General features: G+C 60.8%; 17 protein-coding genes. 11 read left to right on the forward strand and 6 right to left on the reverse strand.

Going from position 1 to position 19,792, the window contains the following annotated elements; all coding sequences use genetic code 11:
* Positions 1-17 precede the first annotated feature (17 nt).
* A complete protein-coding gene (gene arfB / locus AC07XF_RS08670) occupies positions 18-431 on the forward strand; it encodes an alternative ribosome rescue aminoacyl-tRNA hydrolase ArfB (RefSeq protein ID WP_007984117.1) in 414 nt (137 codons plus the stop codon).
* On the opposite strand, the gene AC07XF_RS08675 is transcribed toward arfB, so the two are convergent.
* From AC07XF_RS08675 to phhA, 6 genes are all read right to left on the reverse strand, one after another.
* Positions 428-1,627 carry an MFS transporter gene (locus AC07XF_RS08675; protein ID WP_495026166.1) on the reverse strand — a complete coding sequence of 400 codons (1,200 nt, stop codon included), beginning with the start codon at positions 1,625-1,627 and terminating at the stop codon, positions 428-430. The genes arfB and AC07XF_RS08675 overlap by 4 nt on opposite strands.
* Positions 1,628-1,726: 99 nt before the next feature.
* Positions 1,727-1,924 carry a hypothetical protein gene (locus tag AC07XF_RS08680; RefSeq protein ID WP_495026167.1) on the reverse strand — a complete coding sequence of 66 codons (198 nt, stop codon included), beginning with the start codon at positions 1,922-1,924 and terminating at the stop codon, positions 1,727-1,729.
* A 74-nt stretch (positions 1,925-1,998) separates the two neighbouring features.
* A complete protein-coding gene (locus AC07XF_RS08685) occupies positions 1,999-2,130 on the reverse strand; it encodes a hypothetical protein (RefSeq protein ID WP_007984112.1) in 132 nt (43 codons plus the stop codon).
* Positions 2,131-2,389: 259 nt separating this feature from the next.
* The gene (locus AC07XF_RS08690) at positions 2,390-3,583 is read right to left on the reverse strand and encodes an amino acid aminotransferase (RefSeq protein WP_495026168.1); all 1,194 of its coding nucleotides are present in this window, start codon (positions 3,581-3,583) and stop codon (positions 2,390-2,392) included.
* Positions 3,583-3,939: a 4a-hydroxytetrahydrobiopterin dehydratase gene (locus AC07XF_RS08695; RefSeq protein WP_007975310.1), complete on the reverse strand. Its 357-nt coding sequence runs from the start codon at positions 3,937-3,939 to the stop codon at positions 3,583-3,585. Before AC07XF_RS08695 ends, AC07XF_RS08690 begins: the two co-directional genes overlap by 1 nt.
* Before the next feature lie 105 nt (positions 3,940-4,044).
* Positions 4,045-4,830 carry a phenylalanine 4-monooxygenase gene (gene phhA, locus AC07XF_RS08700; protein ID WP_495026169.1) on the reverse strand — a complete coding sequence of 262 codons (786 nt, stop codon included), beginning with the start codon at positions 4,828-4,830 and terminating at the stop codon, positions 4,045-4,047.
* A 393-nt stretch (positions 4,831-5,223) separates the two neighbouring features.
* Here phhA and AC07XF_RS08705 point away from each other — a divergent pair, with 393 nt between their 5' ends.
* The 10 genes from AC07XF_RS08705 (at position 5,224) to AC07XF_RS08750 (ending at position 19,709) form a co-directional block, all read left to right on the forward strand.
* Positions 5,224-6,789, forward strand: a complete 1,566-nt coding sequence (locus AC07XF_RS08705) for a sigma-54-dependent transcriptional regulator (protein ID WP_442096835.1) — start codon at positions 5,224-5,226, stop codon at positions 6,787-6,789.
* 264 nt (positions 6,790-7,053) lie between these two features.
* Positions 7,054-7,794, forward strand: coding sequence for a flagellar basal body rod protein FlgF (locus AC07XF_RS08710; RefSeq protein ID WP_008001803.1), 741 nt, complete (start codon positions 7,054-7,056; stop codon positions 7,792-7,794).
* A gap of 45 nt (positions 7,795-7,839) precedes the next feature.
* The gene (gene flgG / locus AC07XF_RS08715; RefSeq protein ID WP_046037724.1) at positions 7,840-8,625 is read left to right on the forward strand and encodes a flagellar basal-body rod protein FlgG; all 786 of its coding nucleotides are present in this window, start codon (positions 7,840-7,842) and stop codon (positions 8,623-8,625) included.
* A gap of 51 nt (positions 8,626-8,676) precedes the next feature.
* Positions 8,677-9,372, forward strand: a complete 696-nt coding sequence (gene flgH, locus AC07XF_RS08720) for a flagellar basal body L-ring protein FlgH (RefSeq protein WP_495026170.1) — start codon at positions 8,677-8,679, stop codon at positions 9,370-9,372.
* Positions 9,373-9,390: 18 nt separating this feature from the next.
* Positions 9,391-10,500: a flagellar basal body P-ring protein FlgI gene (locus AC07XF_RS08725; protein WP_116263173.1), complete on the forward strand. Its 1,110-nt coding sequence runs from the start codon at positions 9,391-9,393 to the stop codon at positions 10,498-10,500.
* Positions 10,501-10,511: 11 nt separating this feature from the next.
* Positions 10,512-11,801, forward strand: a complete 1,290-nt coding sequence (gene flgJ / locus AC07XF_RS08730) for a flagellar assembly peptidoglycan hydrolase FlgJ (RefSeq protein WP_495026171.1) — start codon at positions 10,512-10,514, stop codon at positions 11,799-11,801.
* 23 nt (positions 11,802-11,824) lie between these two features.
* On the forward strand, positions 11,825-13,870 hold the full coding sequence (gene flgK, locus AC07XF_RS08735) for a flagellar hook-associated protein FlgK (RefSeq protein WP_495026172.1): 2,046 nt from the start codon (positions 11,825-11,827) through the stop codon (positions 13,868-13,870).
* A gap of 13 nt (positions 13,871-13,883) precedes the next feature.
* The gene (locus AC07XF_RS08740; RefSeq protein ID WP_495026173.1) at positions 13,884-15,455 is read left to right on the forward strand and encodes a flagellar hook-associated protein 3; all 1,572 of its coding nucleotides are present in this window, start codon (positions 13,884-13,886) and stop codon (positions 15,453-15,455) included.
* A 115-nt stretch (positions 15,456-15,570) separates the two neighbouring features.
* Complete coding sequence (locus AC07XF_RS08745) at positions 15,571-19,164, forward strand: glycosyltransferase (protein WP_495026174.1); 3,594 nt, start codon at positions 15,571-15,573, stop codon at positions 19,162-19,164.
* Between the two features lie 110 nt (positions 19,165-19,274).
* On the forward strand, positions 19,275-19,709 hold the full coding sequence (locus tag AC07XF_RS08750) for a hypothetical protein (protein WP_495026175.1): 435 nt from the start codon (positions 19,275-19,277) through the stop codon (positions 19,707-19,709).
* The last annotated feature ends 83 nt before the right edge of the window (positions 19,710-19,792 follow it).

Raw genomic sequence — 19,792 nt, forward strand, 5'->3', positions numbered from 1 at the left:
AACCCGGACGCTTTTCCATGCTGGTCATTTCCAACAACGTGCATCTGCCGGACGCCGAGATTGAGTTGACGGCCATTCGCGCTCAAGGCGCCGGTGGGCAGAACGTCAACAAGGTCTCCAGTGCCGTGCACCTGCGTTTCGACATTCCGGCGTCGTCCTTGCCCGAGTTCTACAAGGAGCGGCTACTGGCGCTGCGCGACAGCCGCATCACCAGTGACGGTGTGTTGATCATCAAGGCCCAACAGTACCGGACGCAGGAGCAGAACCGCGCCGATGCGCTGTTGCGGCTGACCGAGTTGATCCAGAGTGCCACCAAGGTCGAGAAGAAGCGCCGTCCGACCAAGCCGACTCTCGGCTCGAAGACCCGTCGCCTCGAATCCAAGAGCAAGCGCGGCAACATCAAGGCCGGGCGCGGCAAGGTCGACTTCTAACGGGCGTCCCGTGCTTCGCGTTGCTTCGGTGCCTGCCGGTACAAATAAAGGCTCAGTATCAATCCGCTCAACGCGGCGAAGGCGGCGAACAGGAAGATCGAAGCGAAACCGAACCCGGCCGCAATCGCTCCGGCCAGCGGGCCGGTGATCCCCAGCGACAAGTCGATGAACAGCGAATAGGCGCCGACTGCCGCGCCACGGCTGGAGGCCGGGACCAGGTTGACCGCCTCCACGCCCAGTGCCGGAAACACCAGCGAAAAGCCGAAGCCGCTCAGCGCCGCACCCGCCAGTGCCCAATGTGCATCCGGTGCCAGCCACAGCAACAGCAAGCCCAGGGTTTCCACCGACAGGCAGGCAATCGCTACGCGAAAGCCGCCGAGGCGGTTGATCAGGTTACCGAACAGCAAGCGCGCGCCGATGAAGCAGGCGCCGAACAGGCTCAGGCACAGCACCGCGTTGTCCCAGTGTTGCATGGCGTAATACAGGGTGATGAAGGTGGCGATGGTGCCGAAGCCGATGGAACCCAGGGCCAGGCCACAGCCATGGGGGAAGACCCGTCCGAGCACGTGCATGAACGGCAGGCGCTCACCGGCAACGATTGGCGCGGCGGTTTTTGGCCAGGCCAACAGCAAGCCGAGGATCGCCAGCAGCACAATGCTCACCCCCATGCTCCACAAGCCCAGTTGATGGACGAGCAACACGCCCAAAGGCGCGCCGACGGCCAGTGCGCCGTAGCTGGCAATACCGTTCCACGAGATGACTTTGGCCGTGTTCGCCGCGCCGACCCGACCGATGCCCCAGCCAATCGAGCCCGAGCCCACCAGGCTTTCCGCGCTGCCGAGTACCAGTCGGCCGATCAGCAGGCTGATCAGGCTCAAGGCCGGCAGGCTCTGGGTCCAGGCAGAGATCAGCATGAACACACCGCTCAAGCCGCAACCGGCCAGTCCGTACATGACCGCCAGCTTGCTGCCTTTGTTGTCGATGATTTTTCCGGCATACGGGCGGCTGAGCAGGGTGGCCAGGTATTGCACGCTGATCACCAGGCCCGCGATCACTGCGCCGAAACCCAGGTCGCTATGGACGTAACCGGGCAATACAGCCAGGGGGATGCCGATGTTCAGGTAGCCGATGAAGGTGAAAAGGACGATGGAAACAACTTGCAGCGTGACCGCCAGGGGGCGCTGGTTTTCAGGCATGGGTAAAGGTCCACGGCAAAGCAGGATAGATAGGCTGCTTATGATAGCGGTGTGAACGGTCGTGGGTTGTGAAAAAGTAAAACTATTTGCCGGGCGGTGTCATTCAGGTTTGACGGGAGCGACCAGCTGCGTGGTGACCAGGGCGGCCAGCGCATTTTCTTCGCTGCCGAAGCGGGCGAGCAAAGCGGCTTGTTTTTCGGGGGAGAGGCGATTCCAGATCTCGATCATTTTCTCGGCGGTGCCGATCAGGACGCTGGCCTGCTTTTCATCGAAGGTTTCGTTGAGTTCATCGGTCATGGTACTGGCTCGCGTTTCAGGCAGTGTGGAAAGCGCATGTTAGCGCTTTCCACACGGTCTGTACGGCGGGTGTTTCAGTCTTCGCTGTCAGCCTGGCGACTGCCAGTGGCTTCTTTCGGCTCGGGCTGTTGGGCACCGGCTTGCTGCGTGGTCGTCTGCTCAGGTACGTGCAGGCTTGGGAAGGGGAGATTAGGAATCTCGTGCATAGTCGCGCTCCTCGCTAAGTCTGTTGATAGATCTGGTAGATCCGCGCTTTAAAAAAAGCCTGGGCAGGATACAGCACTGAAAATGACAAACAGACTTTTATATCCATTTGTTTCGACGGATGGGGTTGTAAAGACAGGTCTAGAGGGGGCAACACACAGCAAATGTGGGAGCGGGCTTGCTCGCGAAGAGGTCTGATCAGTCGACATTTGCATCGCCTGACACACCGCATTCGCGAGCAAACCCGCTCCCACAGGGGGGTTACTTGCAGACTTGGGCGATTGCCTCGGCCAGCAGGTCCAGGCGCGTGGCATCAATGCCTGCGACGTTGGCCCGGCCGGAGTTGACCATGTACACGCTGTGATGCTCGCGCAGTTGCTTGACCTGATCCGGTGTCAATCCGGTGTAGGAGAACATCCCGCGCTGTACGCCAATGTGCGCAAAGCGCTCGCGCAAACCGTGAGGCTCCAGTGCTTCCACCAAACCGCTGCGCAGTTGGGCGATACGCAGGCGCATGGCTTCCACTTCGTCAGCCCAGAGGTTTTTCAGCTCCGGATCGCCGAGGATGGTCGCGACCACGGCAGCACCGTGATCCGGCGGCGTCGACCACAGGTTGCGGGCGATGTTGGCCAGCTGGCTGCGGATGTCGATCAGCTTGTCGGCGGTTTTCGCGCAGACAATCAGCGCGCCGGTGCGGTCGCGGTACAGGCCGAAGTTCTTCGAGCAGGAACTGGTGATCAGCAGTTCCGGCAACTCGGCGGCGAACAACCGGGTCGACCACGCATCCTGCTCCATCCCATCGCCGAATCCTTGATACGCGAAGTCGATCAGTGGCAGCAGTTCGCGCTTGCGTACTACCTCCAGCACCCTCTGCCAGTCATCCTGGGACAGGTCGAAACCGGTCGGGTTGTGGCAGCAGGCGTGCAGCAAAACCACGTCACCCTTGGGCGCTTCATTCAGCGCCGCCAGCATGCCATCGACATCCAGTCGATTGTCGCTGCCGACGTAGGGGTAGTGGCTGACCTTGACCTTGGCTGCCGCGAAAATGCTCTCGTGGATCGGCCAGGTCGGGTTGCTCAACCACACGCCACGCCCTGGCAGGCATTGGGCGATGAAGTCCGCGCTCAGGCGCAGCGCACCCGTGCCACCGGGGGTCTGAGTGGCGCCGGCGCGTTGTTCGGCAATCAGTTTCGAGTCGGTGCCCAGCACCAGTTCATTGATTGCCTTGCCGAACGCTGGCTCGCCGTGACCACCGATGTAGGTCTTGGTGGACTGACGGTCCACCAGGCGCTGCTCGGCAAGCTTCACCGATTCGAGAATCGGCGTCAGGCCCTGGGCGTCTTTGTAGACGCCCACGCCCAAATCGAACTTGCGCGGGTTCGGGTCCTGCGCATAGGCCTCCATCAGGCCCAGAATCGGGTCGCCAGGCACTCGACCAATGGCGTCGAAATGCATTACTTGCGGCCCTCGGCGTCCTTGGCCACTTCGTCAGTGCGTGCGGCCATGATGAAGTCGTTGCGGTGCAGGCCCTTGATCGAGTGGCTCCACCAGGTCACGGTGACTTTGCCCCACTCGGTCAGCAGGCCCGGGTGATGGCCTTCGGCTTCGGAGATTTCACCGACGGCGTTGGTGAAGGCCAGTGCATGTTTGAAGTTCTTGAACAGGAAGACCTTTTCCAGCTGCATGATGCTGTCGCGTACTTCGATGTTCCAGTCCGGGATCTGCTTGATCAGGATCGGCAGTTCTTCATCGCTGACTTGTGGGGCGTCGGCGCGGCAGGCTTCGCAATGGGCTTGGTTCAAAGTGGACATGGTGTGTTTCCTGGAGTCGAGTGTTTTTATATCGGTCGACAGTGCCGTCACGCTAAACCAAAGCGACGGTGACTGACAGACTCACTTGTCAGCAAAAGTAGCGGTTCACGCAGCCTTCGGCGGAAATTTCGGTGTGTGCAGACCCATCTGCATCGCTTGCTTGACCATGCCCATGATGTCTTCGTGGGCCAGGTCGAACAGGCGCTTGAGGTTCGGCAGAACGAAATACAGGGGTTGCAGGATGTCGATGCGGTAAGGCGTGCGCATGCATTCCAGCGGGTTGAAGGCTTGATGTTCAGGCTCGTTCGACAGGCAGTAGACGGTTTCCTTGGGTGAAGACAGGATGCCACCGCCGTAGATGCGCTGGCCTTGCGGGGTGTCGACCAGGCCGAACTCAATGGTCATCCAGTACAGGCGCGCCAGGTACACGCGTTCTTCCTTCGAAGCCTTGAGGCCGAGTTTGCCGTAGGTGTGGGTGAATTCGGCGAACCAGGGGTTGGTCAGCAGCGGGCAGTGACCAAAGATCTCGTGGAAAATGTCCGGCTCTTGCAGGTAATCCAGTTCTTCGCGGGTGCGAATAAAGGTCGCCACCGGAAACTGCTTGCTGGCCAGCAATTCGAAAAAGGTCTGGAAGGGAATCAGTGCGGGAACCCGGGCAACTTGCCAGCCGGTGGTTTCACCGAGGACCTTGTTGATTTCGCCGAGTTGAGGAATGCGGTCGTGGGGCAGACCGAGTTTTTCGATACCGTCCAGGTACTCCTGGCACGCACGCCCTTCGATCACTTTCAGTTGACGAGTGATCAGCGTGTTCCACACCGCGTGTTCTTCGGCGGGGTAGTCGATAAAACCTTGCGCATCGGGCTCGCGAGCCACGTATTGCGTCTGCTTCATGCTGCTCTCCTGCTAGGGGATTTCGTTCTTGTTATGTACTGCTATGGACCTAGAAATACCCCATGAATTGCACTGTTGCAGCAGGTGCTCGGCGACGAACGTAGGAAAACTCCTCAATTATCGTAAAGTTTTCGTTACGTTATGGCGGTTGCCGCGTAGCTACTGAGATTTGCTGGTATGAAAAACGCTTTGCCTGTCACATAATCTTGACAGCTATCTGAGCGCCTCGAAAGAAAAATGCGATCGAACGCGCACCGCAATACCCCTGTGGGAGCGGGCTTGCTCGCGAAAGCGGTCTGTCTGATGCATCAATGTTGGCTATGCCGACGCTTTCGCGAGCAAGCCCGCTCCCACAGGACCTCAATCTCACTCACTGCATTTTCGGGCCTTTATATGCGTATCAAAGTCCACTGCCAGAACCGCATCGGCATCCTGCGCGACATTCTCAATCTGTTGGTGGAGTACGGGATCAACGTGGCTCGCGGCGAGGTGGGCGGTGAGCATGGCAACGCCATCTACCTGCATTGCCCGAACCTGATCAACATTCAATTCCAGGCCTTGCGTCCGAAGTTCGAAGCGATTGCCGGGGTTTTTGGCGTCAAGCGTGTAGGGCTGATGCCCAGCGAGCGTCGGCACATGGAGCTCAATGCACTGCTCGGTGCGCTGGAGTTTCCGGTGCTGTCGATCGACATGGGCGGTTCCATCGTCGCAGCCAACCGTGCGGCGGCGCAGTTGTTGGGGGTGCGGGTCGACGAGGTGCCGGGGATTCCCCTGTCGCGGTACGCCGAAGATTTCGATCTGCCGGAACTGGTGCGCGCCAACAAGTCGCGGATCAACGGGCTGCGGGTCAAGGTCAAAGGGGACGTGTTCCTGGCCGACATCGCGCCGCTGCAATCGGAACATGACGACAGTGAGGCCATGGCCGGTGCGGTGCTGACATTGCATCGCGCCGATCGGGTGGGCGAACGCATCTATAACGTGCGCAAGCAAGAATTGCGTGGCTTCGACAGCATTTTCCAAAGTTCGAAAGTGATGGCCGCTGTTGTACGCGAAGCGCGACGCATGGCGCCGCTGGATGCACCGCTATTGATAGAAGGGGAAACCGGCACCGGCAAAGAGTTGCTGGCGCGGGCCTGCCATTTGGCCAGTCCTCGGGGGCAGTCGCCATTGATGGCGCTCAATTGCGCCGGTCTGCCGGAGTCGATGGCCGAGACGGAATTGTTCGGTTATGGCCCGGGTGCTTTCGAAGGCGCGCGGGCCGAAGGCAAGCTCGGGCTGCTGGAGCTGACGGCGGGCGGTACGCTGTTTCTCGATGGCGTCGGGGAAATGAGCCCGCGCTTACAGGTGAAATTGCTGCGCTTCCTGCAGGACGGTTGCTTCCGTCGTGTGGGCAGCGATGAAGAGGTCTACCTCGATGTGCGGGTCATTTGCGCGACCCAGGTCGACCTGTCCGAGTTGTGCGCGCGCGGCGAGTTCCGCCAGGACCTGTATCACCGCTTGAATGTGTTGTCGCTGCACATCCCGCCGTTGCGCGAGTGCCTCGACGGCTTGACGCCGCTGGTGGAGCACTTCCTCGATCAGGCCAGTCGGCAGATCGGATGCCCGTTGCCCAAACTCGCCCCGGCAGCCATGGAGCGGCTCAGTCATTACCATTGGCCCGGTAACGTGCGGCAACTGGAGAACGTGTTGTTCCAGGCGGTTTCCCTGTGCGACGGCGGCACGGTCAAGGCCGAGCACATTCGTCTGCCGGATTACGGCGTGCGTCAGCCCCTTGGCGATTTTTCGCTGGAAGGCGGGCTGGACGAGATCGTCGGGCGTTTCGAGAAGGCTGTGCTGGAACGGCTGTATTCCGAGCATCCGAGCAGTCGGCAACTGGGCAAGCGACTCGGTGTTTCCCACACCACCATTGCCAACAAGTTGCGTGAGTACGACGTTGGCAAAGAGTCGGGTATCGCCTAGGTCCTGTAGCAGCTGCCGAACGCAGCCTCGCAGGCTCGGCAGCTGCTACAGAGGTTTCGGCGAACTCTTAAGGTCGACGTTTGCCGTAAGCGGCATGACACCGCCGGTTTTTCGTCTCTGATACAAATCACAAATCCCCTCTGAATCCTCCAAGTCCCCTGTTTGCCGGGCCTCGCACCGCCGAAAACAAGTTGGTCTGCAAATTGCTTATGGCTCAGCAGTACAGCAGTGGACGGCAAACGTCCGGCAGGCAGAGGAAAGAGTGTGGACAAGTACCTTTATGTGGCAATGACCGGCGCCAGCCAGAATGCACTGGCGCAAAAGGCTCATGCCAACAACCTCGCGAACATCTCCACCAACGGCTTCCAGAAAGACCTGGAGCAGGCCCGTTCGATGCCGGTGTTCGGTGACAGCTTTCCGGCGCGTGCGTTTGCCATGTCCGAACGCCCGGCCACCGATTTCTCTCCGGGCTCACTGGTGGAAACCGGTCGCGACCTCGACGTTGCCGTGCAAGGCAACGGCTGGATTGCCGTACAGAATCCCGATGGCGGTGAAAGCTATGTGCGCACCGGCAGCCTGAACGTTGACGCCCTGGGCGTGCTGCGCGCCGGCAACGGCATGCCGGTCATGGGCAATGGCGGGCCGATTGCCGTGCCGCCCGAGCAGCAGATCGAAGTCGGTGAGGACGGCACCATCAGCATCCGCGCGATGGGCGAAGGGCCGCGGGTGATGGCTGAAGTCGACCGCATCAAGCTGGTCAACCCGGACTTCAAGAACATGACCAAGGGCCTGGACGGTTCGATCCACACCAAGGACGGCAAGCCGGCGCAGGCCGATGCCAACGTCAAGCTGGTGTCCGGGTTCCTCGAGTCGAGCAACGTCAATGCCGTGGAAGAGATGACCTCGGTACTGGCCTTGTCCAAGCAGTTCGAGCTGCACATCAAGATGATGAACACCGCCAAAGACGATGACCAGGCCATGGCTCGGGTCTTGCAGATCAGCTAATTACCAGAACGTCGCGCCGTAAAACAGGCGCACGAGGAGAATCGAATGCTTCCGGCTCTATGGGTTGCCAAAACAGGTCTGTCCGCCCAGGACACCAACCTGACCACCATTTCCAACAACCTGGCCAACGTGTCGACCACGGGTTTCAAACGTGACCGCGCCGAGTTCCAGGACCTGCTCTACCAGATCAAGCGTCAACCAGGCGCCCAGTCGACCCAGGACAGCGAACTGCCGTCGGGTCTGCAACTGGGTACCGGTGTGCGCATCGTCGGCACCCAGAAAAACTTCACCGCCGGTAGCCTGCAAACCACCGAGCAGCCACTGGACATGGCCATCGACGGTCGCGGTTTCTTCCAGATCCTGCAACCGGACGGCACCACGTCCTACACCCGTGACGGTACGTTCCACCTGGACTCCAACGGCCAGATCGTCAACGCCAGCGGCTTTGCCCTGGAGCCGGCCATTGTCATTCCGAACGACGCGCAGACCTTCACGGTCGGCCGCGACGGCACTGTGTCCATCACCGTTGCCGGCAACCCGGCTGCCCAGGTGATCGGCAACTTGCAAACCGCCGACTTCATCAACCCGGCGGGCCTGCAGGCCGTGGGCAACAACCTGTTTCTGGAAACCGCTGCCAGTGGCGCGCCACAGGTCGGCACACCGGGCCTGAACGGTTTCGGCACCATGCTGCAGAACACCCTGGAAACGTCCAACGTCAGCACCGTTGAGGAGATGGTCAACATGATCACCACCCAGCGTGCCTACGAGATGAACTCCAAGGTGATCTCCACCGCCGACCAGATGCTCTCGTTCGTAACGCAGAATCTGTAATCAGTCTATGAGGCGGCCATGAGGCTGCCTGCAACACCGTGAGGTAGGGTCATGAATCGCTATGTATCTGTTCTGGCACTGAGTGGGATCACCGCGCTCGCAGGTTGCGTTCCTGCGACGCCCAAGCCGAATGACCCTTACTACGCTCCGGTGTTGCCGCGCACGCCGTTGCCGGCGGCCGCGAACAACGGCTCGATCTATCAGGCCGGTTTCGAACAGAACCTTTACAGCGACCGCAAGGCGTTCCGGATCGGTGACATCATCACCATCACCCTGAACGAAAAGACCCAGGCCAGCAAAAACGCCAACTCGCAAATTGGCAAGAACAGCAAGACCAGCATTGGCCTGACCTCGTTGTTCGGCTCTACGCCTAACACCAACAACCCGTTTGGTAGTGGCGATCTGAGTATTGACGCCAGCTACGAAGGCGACCGCGCCACCAAGGGTGACAGCAAGGCGGCGCAGGGCAACACCCTGACCGGTTCGATCACCGTGACCGTCGCCGATGTGTTGCCCAACGGCATTATCGCGGTGCGCGGCGAGAAGTGGATGACCCTCAACACCGGCGACGAACTGGTACGGATTGCCGGCCTTGTTCGCGCCGATGACATCTCTACCGACAACACCGTGTCGTCGACCCGTGTCGCCGATGCGCGCATCACCTACTCGGGCACCGGTTCGTTTGCCGATGCGAGTCAGCCAGGCTGGTTCGACCGTTTCTTCCTCAGCCCGCTGTTCCCTTTCTAGGTGGCTTTCCAGTTGAGCATGTTGAACTTCAAACACCTTATGGTGGCCGCTCTGATGCTGTCGGCAGCCTTCAATGCTCAAGCCGAGCGCCTGAAGGACATCGCCAGCATTTCCGGCGTGCGCTCCAACCAATTGATCGGTTATGGCCTGGTGGTCGGGCTTAACGGCACAGGTGACCAGACGACGCAAACCCCGTTCACCCTGCAGACTTTCAACAACATGCTCTCGCAGTTCGGCATCAAGGTGCCGCCGGGTTCGGGCAACGTGCAGTTGAAGAACGTTGCAGCGGTGTCGATCAGTGCCGATCTGCCGGCGTTCGCCAAGCCGGGTCAGCAGGTCGACATCACCGTTTCGTCCATCGGCAACTCCAAGAGTTTACGTGGCGGCACCTTGCTGCTGACGCCACTCAAGGGTATTGACGGCAACGTCTACGCGGTCGCCCAGGGAAACCTGGTGGTTGGCGGTTTCGATGCGGAAGGTCGAGACGGCTCAAAGATCACCGTCAACGTTCCGTCGGCCGGTCGCATCCCCGGTGGTGCATCGGTAGAGCGTGCGGTTCCGAGCGGTTTCAACCAGGGCAACAGCCTGACGCTGAACCTCAACCGTTCCGACTTCACCACCGCCAAACGCGTCGTCGACAAGATCAACGACATGCTCGGCCCTGGCGTGGCCCAGGCCATCGACGGTGGCTCGATTCGCGTTACCGCGCCGCTCGATCCGAGCCAGCGGGTCGACTACCTGTCGATCCTCGAAAACCTCGAAATCGATCCGGGCCAGGCAGTGGCGAAAGTCATCATCAACTCCCGGACCGGTACCATCGTGATCGGCCAGAACGTCAAGGTTTCCCCGGCCGCCGTGACCCACGGCAGCCTGACCGTGACCATCACCGAAGACCCGATTGTCAGCCAGCCGGGCCCTCTGTCCAATGGCACGACGGCGGTGGTGCCGCGTTCGAAAGTCAATGCCCAGCAGGAAGCCAAGCCGATGTTCAAGTTCGGCCCTGGCACCACCCTCGACGAGATCGTGCGTGCGGTGAACCAGGTTGGCGCGGCACCGGGTGACTTGATGGCCATCCTCGAAGCGCTGAAGCAGGCCGGCGCCCTGCAAGCCGATCTGATCGTGATCTGAGGACGGCCATCGTGGATATGCGCAAGAGCGGTCTGGTCAGCAGCAGCGATTCGGGTTCCTATTCGGACCTCAATCGTCTGAATCAGCTCAAGGTCGGCGACAAGAACAGCGACGGCAACATGCGCAAGGTGGCGCAAGAGTTCGAATCGCTGTTCCTCGGTGAGATGCTCAAGTCGATGCGCTCGGCCACTGAGGCGCTGGGGCAGGACAATCCGATGAACACGCCAGCGGCCAAGCAGTACCAGGAAATGTACGACCAGCAACTGGCCGTCTCCATGTCCCGCGAGGGCGGTGGTATCGGTCTGGCTGACGTGCTGATGCGCCAGATGTCGAAGAACAAGCCATTGGCGCCGGGCGAAGCGGCCGCCGCGTCGCTCGCCAAACAAGAGGCCGCCAAGGCTGCCGTGCAAACGCCGGTGGCGGCAGGCACGGTGGCAATCAATGGGCCGTTGTCGCGGGTCAATGGCCAGCGTCCATTGTGGGCTTCGCGATCGGTCCAGGCGCCGCAAGACGCGGGTGAGGGTGGTCATCGCAATGACATGGCGCTGATCAACCAGCGACGCCTGGCATTGCCGCCGAAGCTGGCTGATCGACTGTTGGCCGGGCTGGTGCCTTCGGCGACGACTGCTGCCACGACGACGGTCAACAAGACAGCATTGCCTGAGCGCGCGACGACCACCGGCTCGGGTCCGCTGTACAACGGCGACTGGCTGGCGAATGCGCAGCAGGCTTCCGGCGCAGGCATGCAGATCTACGGTCGCGCCATGGCGCAGATTCCTCTGGCGCCGGCGAAAAAAGCCTTCAACTCCGCTGACGATTTCGTCAACACCATGTTGCCGATGGCCAAGGAAGCGGCCGCCCGGATTGGTGTCGATCCACGTTACCTGGTGGCCCAGGCAGCCCTGGAAACCGGTTGGGGCAAATCGGTCATGCGCCAGCAGGACGGCAGCAGCAGCCACAACCTGTTCGGCATCAAGGCCGGCAGCAGTTGGCAGGGTAATTCGGCGCGGGCGATCACCAGCGAATTCAGAAACGGGCAGATGGTCAAGGAGACGGCCGAGTTCCGTTCCTATGACTCCTACAAGGACAGTTTCCATGACCTTGTGACTTTGCTGCAGACCAATAATCGCTATCAAGATGTCGTGAAGTCGGCCGATAACCCAGAACAGTTTGTACGCGAGTTGCAGAAGGCCGGTTACGCAACCGACCCGGACTACGCAAGCAAGATTTCGCAGATAGCCAAGCAGATGACGAGTTACCAGAACTACGCTGCGGCGGGCGTTTCCACCACGCCTTTATAGGCACAAGGTATAAGGTCTGAATCATGAGTTTGCTCAATATCGGGATGTCGGGGCTGAGTGCTGGCCATAACTCGTTGGTGACGACCGGCAACAACATTGCCAACGTCGACACCGCCGGGTACTCGCGCCAGCAATCTGTGCAGAGCACCAAGGGCTCGATTCAGTACGGCAACGTGTTCATCGGCACCGGCACGACGCTGGCCGATGTGCGTCGCGTGTACAACTCCTACCTCGATTCGCAGCTGCGTACTGCCACTTCGCTCAACAGTGAAGCGGCGTCGTATAACGCTCAGGCCACTCCGCTGGACGCCACGCTTTCCGATACCAACACCGGGCTGACCGGTGTGCTGCAAAAGTTCTTCACGTCGATGCAAGGCGTTGCGACGTCGGCCACCGACGACACGTCCCGCCAGTCGGTGCTGACCGGTGCCCAGGCCCTGTCCAGCCGCTTCAATTCGATCGCCAAGCAGTTGAACGACCAGAACACCAACCTGAACGGCAGCCTGGGGGACATGGCGGACCAGGTGAACAAACTGTCCACCAAAATTGCCACGCTCAACCAGAAGATCTCCGAACTCTCCACCGGCAGCAGCCAGCCAAACGACCTGCTGGACTCGCGCAACGAGGCCGTGCGCCAACTGTCCGAGCTGGTCGGTACCCAGGTTGTCGAACGTGGCAACAGCTACGACGTCTACATCGGCAGCGGTCAGCCGCTGGTGGTCGGCAACACCACCAATACGCTGCAAACCGTACTGGGCAAGGATGATCCATCGCGCATGGCGCTGCAGCTGAACCGTGGCTCCAGCACCATCGACGTGACTTCCGTGGTCAGCGGCGGTGAAATCGGCGGTCTGCTGACTTACCGCAAGGAAGTGCTCGATCCTTCGCTCAATGAGCTGGGGCGCGTGGCACTGGTGGTTGCTGACCAGATCAACAGCCAGCAGGCGCAAGGCATCGACAAGAACGGTGATTTCGGCGCGGCGATCTTCAACAACATCAACAGTGCCGCGCTGGTCAGTCAGCGCAGCATTGCGGCGGCGGGCAACAGTGCCGGCTCCGGCAACCTGGATGTCACCATCAAGGACACCGGCAAGCTGACCACCAGCGACTATCAGGTGACGTTCACCAGCGCGACCAACTACACCGTCAAGCGCTCCGACGGCACTGACATGGGCGCGTTCAGCACCACGACGACCCCGGCTCCGGTGATCGACGGCTTCAGCCTGAACCTCAACGGCGGTGCACTGAGCGCTGGCGATTCGTTCAAGGTGACGCCGACCCGTGGCGCGGCGGCCAGCATCCAGACCGTGCTCACCGACCCGAAAAAAATTGCGGCGGCAGCACCGTTGACCGGCGTGACCAATGCCAACAACACCGGCACCTATACCCAGCCGACGCTGACCAGCACCATCGATATCTACAATCCGGCGGCCCAGGCGGAAATGCAGACCGCGCTCAAGTACTCGACGCCGGTCAAACTGGTGTTCGGGGCGGCCAGCGGCGGTAGCCAGAACTACAACATGGTCGATGCCAAGGGCAACTCGATCGGCACCGGCACCATCGTTCCCGGCCAAAGCAACACCCTGAACCTGAATGTGGGCATGGTCGATGCCACGGGTGCTCCGGTCATGGACACCAGCGTCACGCCGGCCGTGCAGAAGACGTTCACCGTGCAGACCACGGTCGGCGCCACGCCAGCCAGCGGCGAAAGCTTCACCATCAACCTGGCCGGCGCGGCGTCCTCGGACAACCGCAACGCTCAAGCCCTGGTGGGCCTGCAAACCAAACAGACCGTAGACACCGGCACGGCGAGCAAGGGCATCAGCCTGACCGATGCCTACAACAAGCTGGTGACCAACGTCGGCGCCAAGGCTGCCCAGGGCAAGTCCGACGGTGATGCCACCACGGCGATCCTGGCCAATGCCAAAGGTGCACGGGATTCGAACTCCGGGGTCGACCTGGATGAAGAAACCGGCAACCTGGTCAAGTACCAGCAGTACTACACCGCGTCTTCGCAGATCATCAAGGCTGCGCAGGAAATTTTCACCACGCTGATCAACAGCCTTTAAGGAGTCGTAATTCATGCGCATTTCCACCGCCCAGTATTACGAAATCACCGCTGCCAACTACCAGCGCAACTTCAACAAGGCGATCGCGACCAGCAACGAAGCCAGCAGCCTGACCCGCATCAACACCGCCGCCGATGATCCGATCGGTGCCGGTCGTTTGCTGCAACTGGGCCAGCAGAGCGCGATGCTTGATCAGTACGGCACCAACATCGAAAGTACCAAGAGTGCGTTGAGTCTGCAGGAAACAACGCTCAACTCCATCGGTACCGCTTTGCAGCGCGCCAAGGAACTGGCCCTCGCCGCCAGCAACGGCATTGCCACCGACGCTGACCGCAAGGCCTATGCGTCGGAGTTGGGCCAGATCCAGCAACAAGTGCTGGGCCTGATGAACTCCAAGGACGCGAACGGTAACTACGTATTCTCCGGCTCGAAGACTGACACCGCGCCTTATTCGCAGAACTCGGACGGCACCTACAGCTACAACGGTGACCAGAGCACCATCGACCTTGGCATTGGCGATGGCATGACAGTCGGGACCAACACCACTGGCTGGGATGCGTTCCAGCAGACCATCAACACCAGCCGCACCCAGACCACCATGACCGCTCCGGCGGTGGATGACGGTCGCGTGGTGCTGTCCAACGGTACGGTCGGCACCAGCTCCACCTACAACGCGAAGTTCTCTGGTGGCCAGCCATACACTGTCAGCTTTCTCAGCAGCACCCAACTGAAGATCACCGATTCGCTGGGTAACGACGTGACCGCTGAAGCCAGCCAGAACGGCGTGATCAGCAACGCCAACGGAGCCAACCAGACGGTCAGTTTCCGTGGTGTCGACCTGAAGCTGAACATCAACCTCAAGTCCGGTGATACCAACCCGGATGCGGTGATCGCCGGTCACAGTTTCAATCTGTCTTCCACGTCGGATACCTTCAACACGTCGCGCAGCGCCGGTAACTCGTCGACCGCGGTCATCACCGGTTCCAGCGTGACCAACCCGACGGATTACACCAATGCCTTCCCGTCGGGCGGGGCGATCCTCAAGTTCACCAGCGCCACCAATTTCGACCTGTATGCAGCCCCGATCACCGCCGACAGCAAGCCGGTCTCGTCGGGCACCGTATCGGGCGGCAATGCCACCGCGGCGGGCGTGACCTTTGCCTTGGGCGGTGGCGCCCCGGCGTCCGGCGACCAGTTCGTGATTCAGTCCAACAACCATCAGACCCAGAACGTGCTCGACACCCTGGGTCAGATGATCACCGCACTGAATACGCCGATCGACGGTGATCCAGTGGCCAAGCAGAATTTTCTGGGGGCCATGGAGTCGGGAATGGGCAACATCGACAGTGCAGCCAACCAGATCGGCTCGGCCATCACCACGATTGGTGCCCGCGGTCAGGCGCTGGATAACCAGACCGCGACCAACGAAAGCCTGACCCTGGCGAACACGGCGACCCAATCGTCGATTCGCGATTCGGACCCGGCTGAAGTCATGACTCGCCTGACCTTGCAGCAGACCATGTTGCAAGCTGCGCAGCTGGCGTTCAGCAAGATTTCCCAGCTGGGCCTGTTCAACAAGATCTGATGGTCGTCGGGCGCGCAGGCGCCCGATTGCCTTGCCCCTTCAGTGTTTATCGTCTTTTTTGCGGTAACAAAGGGCTCGCTTTTCAGGGCGGGCTCGCGCCGCCTGTGAGCCCGCCGTGAATTCACTCCCGCTTGTCAGCCTGGTCATTCCTGCCTTCAATCCACGCTTTTTCAGTCGTGCATTGCACACGGCTGTGAGTCAGAGCTATGGCAATCTGGAGATCATCGTTTGCGATGACAGTCGCGGTCGGGAGATCGAGGACATCGTTGCGTCGGTGGTCGAGCAGGGCGCGACCGTGCGCTATGTGCGTAACGAACGCACCCTGGGATTGGTGGGCAACCTGCAAGCGTGCCTGGAGCAGGCGCAGGGCGAGTACATCAAGTTTCTTTGTGATGATGACCAGTTGTTCTCTGCCTGCATCGAGCGCCAGGCCCAGGTGTTCATCGATTGTGCCGACGTCAACCTGGTTGTCGCCCAGCGCCTGCTCTGGGATGCCGACGACATGCCGCTGCCTTCGCGCCTCGAAAACACGCCGCTTTCGCCGGTGGGCGGGGTGTTCAAGGGTGAGGACCTGCTGGCGATTTTCGAAAACTTCCCGGTCAATATCCTTGGTGGTTTCAGCAACGCGATGTTCCGTCGGGCTGACGTGCTCGAGCTGTTCCCGGCACTGACTCAGCCCGGCCATTGCTTCGTCGCGACCCTCGATTTCGCCTTGTACGTATGCCTGATGCGGCGCGGCAATCTGGCGGTGTCCAATCACGTGCTCGGCGTCGAGCGCCTGTACCCCGATCGGTTGAGCAGCCAGCAGTCGATGAAAGACGCGGCCGAAACCGAGCGGCAATGGCTGTCGCAGATGCTCAAGGCCCGTGGTGGTGAATCTGCGCCGGCTCAGGGCTGGGTGCGCTATCTGCCAATGACCAAAGTGGACGAGTCGCCGCGGGTTTGGGAAGAGTTGCCGCTGAGCCGGACCCTGGGCACAAAGCAAACCACCCAGGACTGGCATGTCGGCATCGCCAGTGTCAGTTTCGCGCAACTGTATGCCCAGTGGCTGGCGTGCCGCAGTCTCACCGACGGTCAGCGCGAGCTGCTGGCGGATACGTTGGAGACTTGGCCATCCAAACCCAAAATCGTTGCGATCATCATCGATAAGCTCGGCAGCCGTTCGGCGCTGGAGCTCACTCTGCAATCGCTGGCGGATCAGGATTACGCTCCTGAACTGACGCTGGTGCTGTCGGCATCCTGCACTGAAGCCGAGCTGGACGAACGTGTGTTCCGCTTGCCGTTGCAAGAAAACTGGCAGCAGCAGATCAACATCCTGTTGCCGCAACTGGAAGGCACTGGCTGGTTCTATCTGCTGCGTGCCGGTGATCGTCTGGTGGCGCCGGCCTTGCTGATCATGGCCGAGCGAATCGCGCTGTCACGCACGCTGACCTGCCTGTACAGCGACGAAGGTGGATTGCATCAGGGTGAGTCGGCCGAGCCGGCGTTCAAACCGGATTTCAACCTGGACCTGATGCGCAGCTATCCCTACGTGGGGCGAGCGCTGGCATTCGAGCGCGAGCAGTTCCTGGCGCTGGGCGGTTTCGACTCGGTGTACGGCGAACTGGCGCCACACGATGTGTTGTGGCGCATGGTCGAGAGTGGCGGCACGCACGTGATCGGGCACATTTCGGAGGTGCTGCTGGAGTCGGCGTTCGATTTGGCCGAATGGCTGTCGCTGCCGGAAGTGGTGGACACCAATCCGCGGTTGCTTGAGGCGCACTTGCAACGCCTGGGTGTCGCCCACGACGTCCGCCAGGGCAGTTCGGCGCTGCTCAATCGGGTCGACTACCAGCATGGCGATCGGCCGCTGGTGTCGATCGTAATCGTCAGCAAGGACCAGACCCTGGCGTTGCAACGCTGTGTCGAGAGTCTGCTGGAGAAAACCGCCTACGGCGAATACGAGTTGCTGTTGGTGGACAACGGCAGCGAGAGCGCCGAGGCGCTTGCCTGGTTCGCCGGCATGGCGCAGTTGGGCAGCGAGCGGATCCGGGTGCTGAACTGCGAGGTGCAGGGTAACGCAGCGGCGGTGCGCAATTTCGCCGTGCAGCAAGCCGCTGGCGACTACGTCCTGATGCTTAATCCCTACACGGTTATCACCCAGGCCGAATGGCTGGGCGAGCTGCTCAATCATGCGCAACGTCCGGAAGTCGGCGTGGTCGGGGCCAAACTGTTCAACCCCGATGGCCGCGTGCTGCATGCCGGCCTGATACTCGGGTTGCAAGGGCCGGCCGGCGTGCCGTTCCATGGTGAATTGCTGCAGGCGGCGGGGTACATGTACCGGTTGCAGGTCGCTCACAATTTGAGTGCCGTCGGCGGCGATTGCCTGATGGTGCGCAAGGCGGTTTTTGATGCGGTCGGTGGCCTGGATGAGCAGGGCCTGGCGCAGTCCCTCAACGAGGTGGACCTGTGCCTGCGCGTTGGCCAGGAAGGTTATCTGGTGGTATGGACACCGCACGCTCAACTGGCGTTGGGCGCGCAACCGGCCGTGGTGGCGCAAGAAGGTGATCAGGCCCGCAGCGAACAGGAGCAGGAGGTTTTCTACAAGCGCTGGCTGCCGATCGTGGCCCGTGATCCGGCCTACAACACCAACCTGGCGTTGCAGGGATTGGGCGGGGCAAGCTTCAGTCTCGAGCCGGGTCTGCGCTCCGGCTGGACCCCGTTTTCCAAGGCTCAGTTGCCGAAGATTCTCGCGTTGCCGGTCAATGCGTCCGCCATCGGTCATTACCGGGTCACGCAACCGCTGATTGAGCTGGAGGCCGCCGGCAGGGCGCACGGGCGCATCCATTACAACCTGCCGACCATCATCGAAGTCGAGCGCCATTCGCCTGACGTGATCATCTTGCAGGGGCGCTATTCCGAAGGTCCGATCAACGAAATCCCGAGCCTGCAAAAATACTCCAGCGCGCGACGCATCTATGAGCTGGATGACTTCGTGATCAACGTCCCTCATCGTAATGCGCATATCCGCAACATGCCGGGCAAGGACGAAATGGAGAAGCTGGTCCGGCGCGCCATCGGCATGTGCGATCGCGTGGTGGTTTCCACCGAGCCGCTGGGTAACGCGCTGTCGGACATGCATCACGACATTCGCGTCGTGCCCAACATGTTGGCGTCGCACTTGTGGACGGACCTGCGCAGTCAGCGCCGCACATCGAAAAAGCCTCGGGTCGGCTGGGGGGGCGGTACCAGCCACCACGGCGACCTGGCGGTGATCGCCGATGTGGTCCGTGAATTGGCCAATGAAGTCGACTGGGTGTTCTTCGGTATGTGCCCGGACGATTTGCGCCCGTACATGCATGAGTTTCACGGGGTGATCGGGCTGGATGTCTACCCGGCCAAACTGGCCAGCCTGAATCTGGACCTGGCATTGGCACCGTTGGAGTTCCACATCTTCAACGATTGCAAGAGCAACCTGCGCCTGCTGGAGTATGGCGCTTGCGGTTACCCGGTGATCTGCACCGACACCGAGGCCTATCGCGGCTACCTGCCGTGCACCCGGATCAAAACCAACTCCACGGATGAGTGGCTGCAGGCGATTCGCATGCACCTGGCCGATCCGGACGCCAGCTATCGCATGGGCGATGAGTTGCGTGAGATCGTGCTGCGTGACTACGTGCTGCGCGGCGACAATTTGCGCTATTGGGAGAATGGCTGGCTGGCGGACTGATCGCCGGACATTGATTCCCACCAGGCAGGCGACGATGAGTCCATCGCCGGCAGCCGGCTCCTACAGATTCAGCGTGGGCATGGTCCCTTGTAGGAGCTGGCTTGCCAGCGATGGTCGTCAACGATAACGCGGGTGAGCTGGATAAACGCGGCGCACTTGCGTCCATCGCCGGCAAGCCGGCTCCTACAGTTTCCCGGGTCACTTCATTTTCAGCGTGGGCATGGTCTCCTGTAGGAGCTGGCTTGCCAGCGATGGTCGTCAACGATAACGCGGGTGAACTGGATAAACGCGGCGCGCTTGCGTCCATCGCCGGCAAGCCGGCTCCTACAGTTTCAGCGTGGGCATGGTCCCTTGTAGGAGCTGGCTTGCCAGCGATGGTCGTCAACGATAACGCGGGTGAACTGGATAAACGCGGCGCGCTTGAGTCCATCGCCGGCAAGCCGGCTCCTACAATTCCCCGGGATTGCGTGATGACCCTTTTTTGCCGCCAGACTTTGCAATCACCGTTGAAGATACCCGCCAGGCTTTGCCCGGTAGCGGATTGAAAGAGCTGGCGCGTTTCCTGCAAGTCCCCCTTATATCGCCATAAAACGAGCACTTTCGGTGAGTCCGGATGCGCCCTGAACGG

It is taken from the genome of Pseudomonas sp. GW821-FHT01C01 (assembly GCF_059422645.1).

Coding starts and splice junctions, on each gene's coding strand:
- arfB (WP_007984117.1), top strand. CDS start 18: ATGCTGGTCATTTCCAACAACGTGCATCTGCCGGACGCCGAGATTGAG.
- AC07XF_RS08675 (WP_495026166.1), bottom strand. CDS start 1,627: ATGCCTGAAAACCAGCGCCCCCTGGCGGTCACGCTGCAAGTTGTTTCC.
- AC07XF_RS08680 (WP_495026167.1), bottom strand. CDS start 1,924: ATGACCGATGAACTCAACGAAACCTTCGATGAAAAGCAGGCCAGCGTC.
- AC07XF_RS08685 (WP_007984112.1), bottom strand. CDS start 2,130: ATGCACGAGATTCCTAATCTCCCCTTCCCAAGCCTGCACGTACCTGAG.
- AC07XF_RS08690 (WP_495026168.1), bottom strand. CDS start 3,583: ATGCATTTCGACGCCATTGGTCGAGTGCCTGGCGACCCGATTCTGGGC.
- AC07XF_RS08695 (WP_007975310.1), bottom strand. CDS start 3,939: ATGTCCACTTTGAACCAAGCCCATTGCGAAGCCTGCCGCGCCGACGCC.
- phhA (WP_495026169.1), bottom strand. CDS start 4,830: ATGAAGCAGACGCAATACGTGGCTCGCGAGCCCGATGCGCAAGGTTTT.
- AC07XF_RS08705 (WP_442096835.1), top strand. CDS start 5,224: ATGCGTATCAAAGTCCACTGCCAGAACCGCATCGGCATCCTGCGCGAC.
- flgG (WP_046037724.1), top strand. CDS start 7,840: ATGCTTCCGGCTCTATGGGTTGCCAAAACAGGTCTGTCCGCCCAGGAC.
- flgH (WP_495026170.1), top strand. CDS start 8,677: ATGAATCGCTATGTATCTGTTCTGGCACTGAGTGGGATCACCGCGCTC.
- AC07XF_RS08725 (WP_116263173.1), top strand. CDS start 9,391: ATGTTGAACTTCAAACACCTTATGGTGGCCGCTCTGATGCTGTCGGCA.
- flgK (WP_495026172.1), top strand. CDS start 11,825: ATGAGTTTGCTCAATATCGGGATGTCGGGGCTGAGTGCTGGCCATAAC.
- AC07XF_RS08740 (WP_495026173.1), top strand. CDS start 13,884: ATGCGCATTTCCACCGCCCAGTATTACGAAATCACCGCTGCCAACTAC.
- AC07XF_RS08750 (WP_495026175.1), top strand. CDS start 19,275: ATGGTCGTCAACGATAACGCGGGTGAGCTGGATAAACGCGGCGCACTT.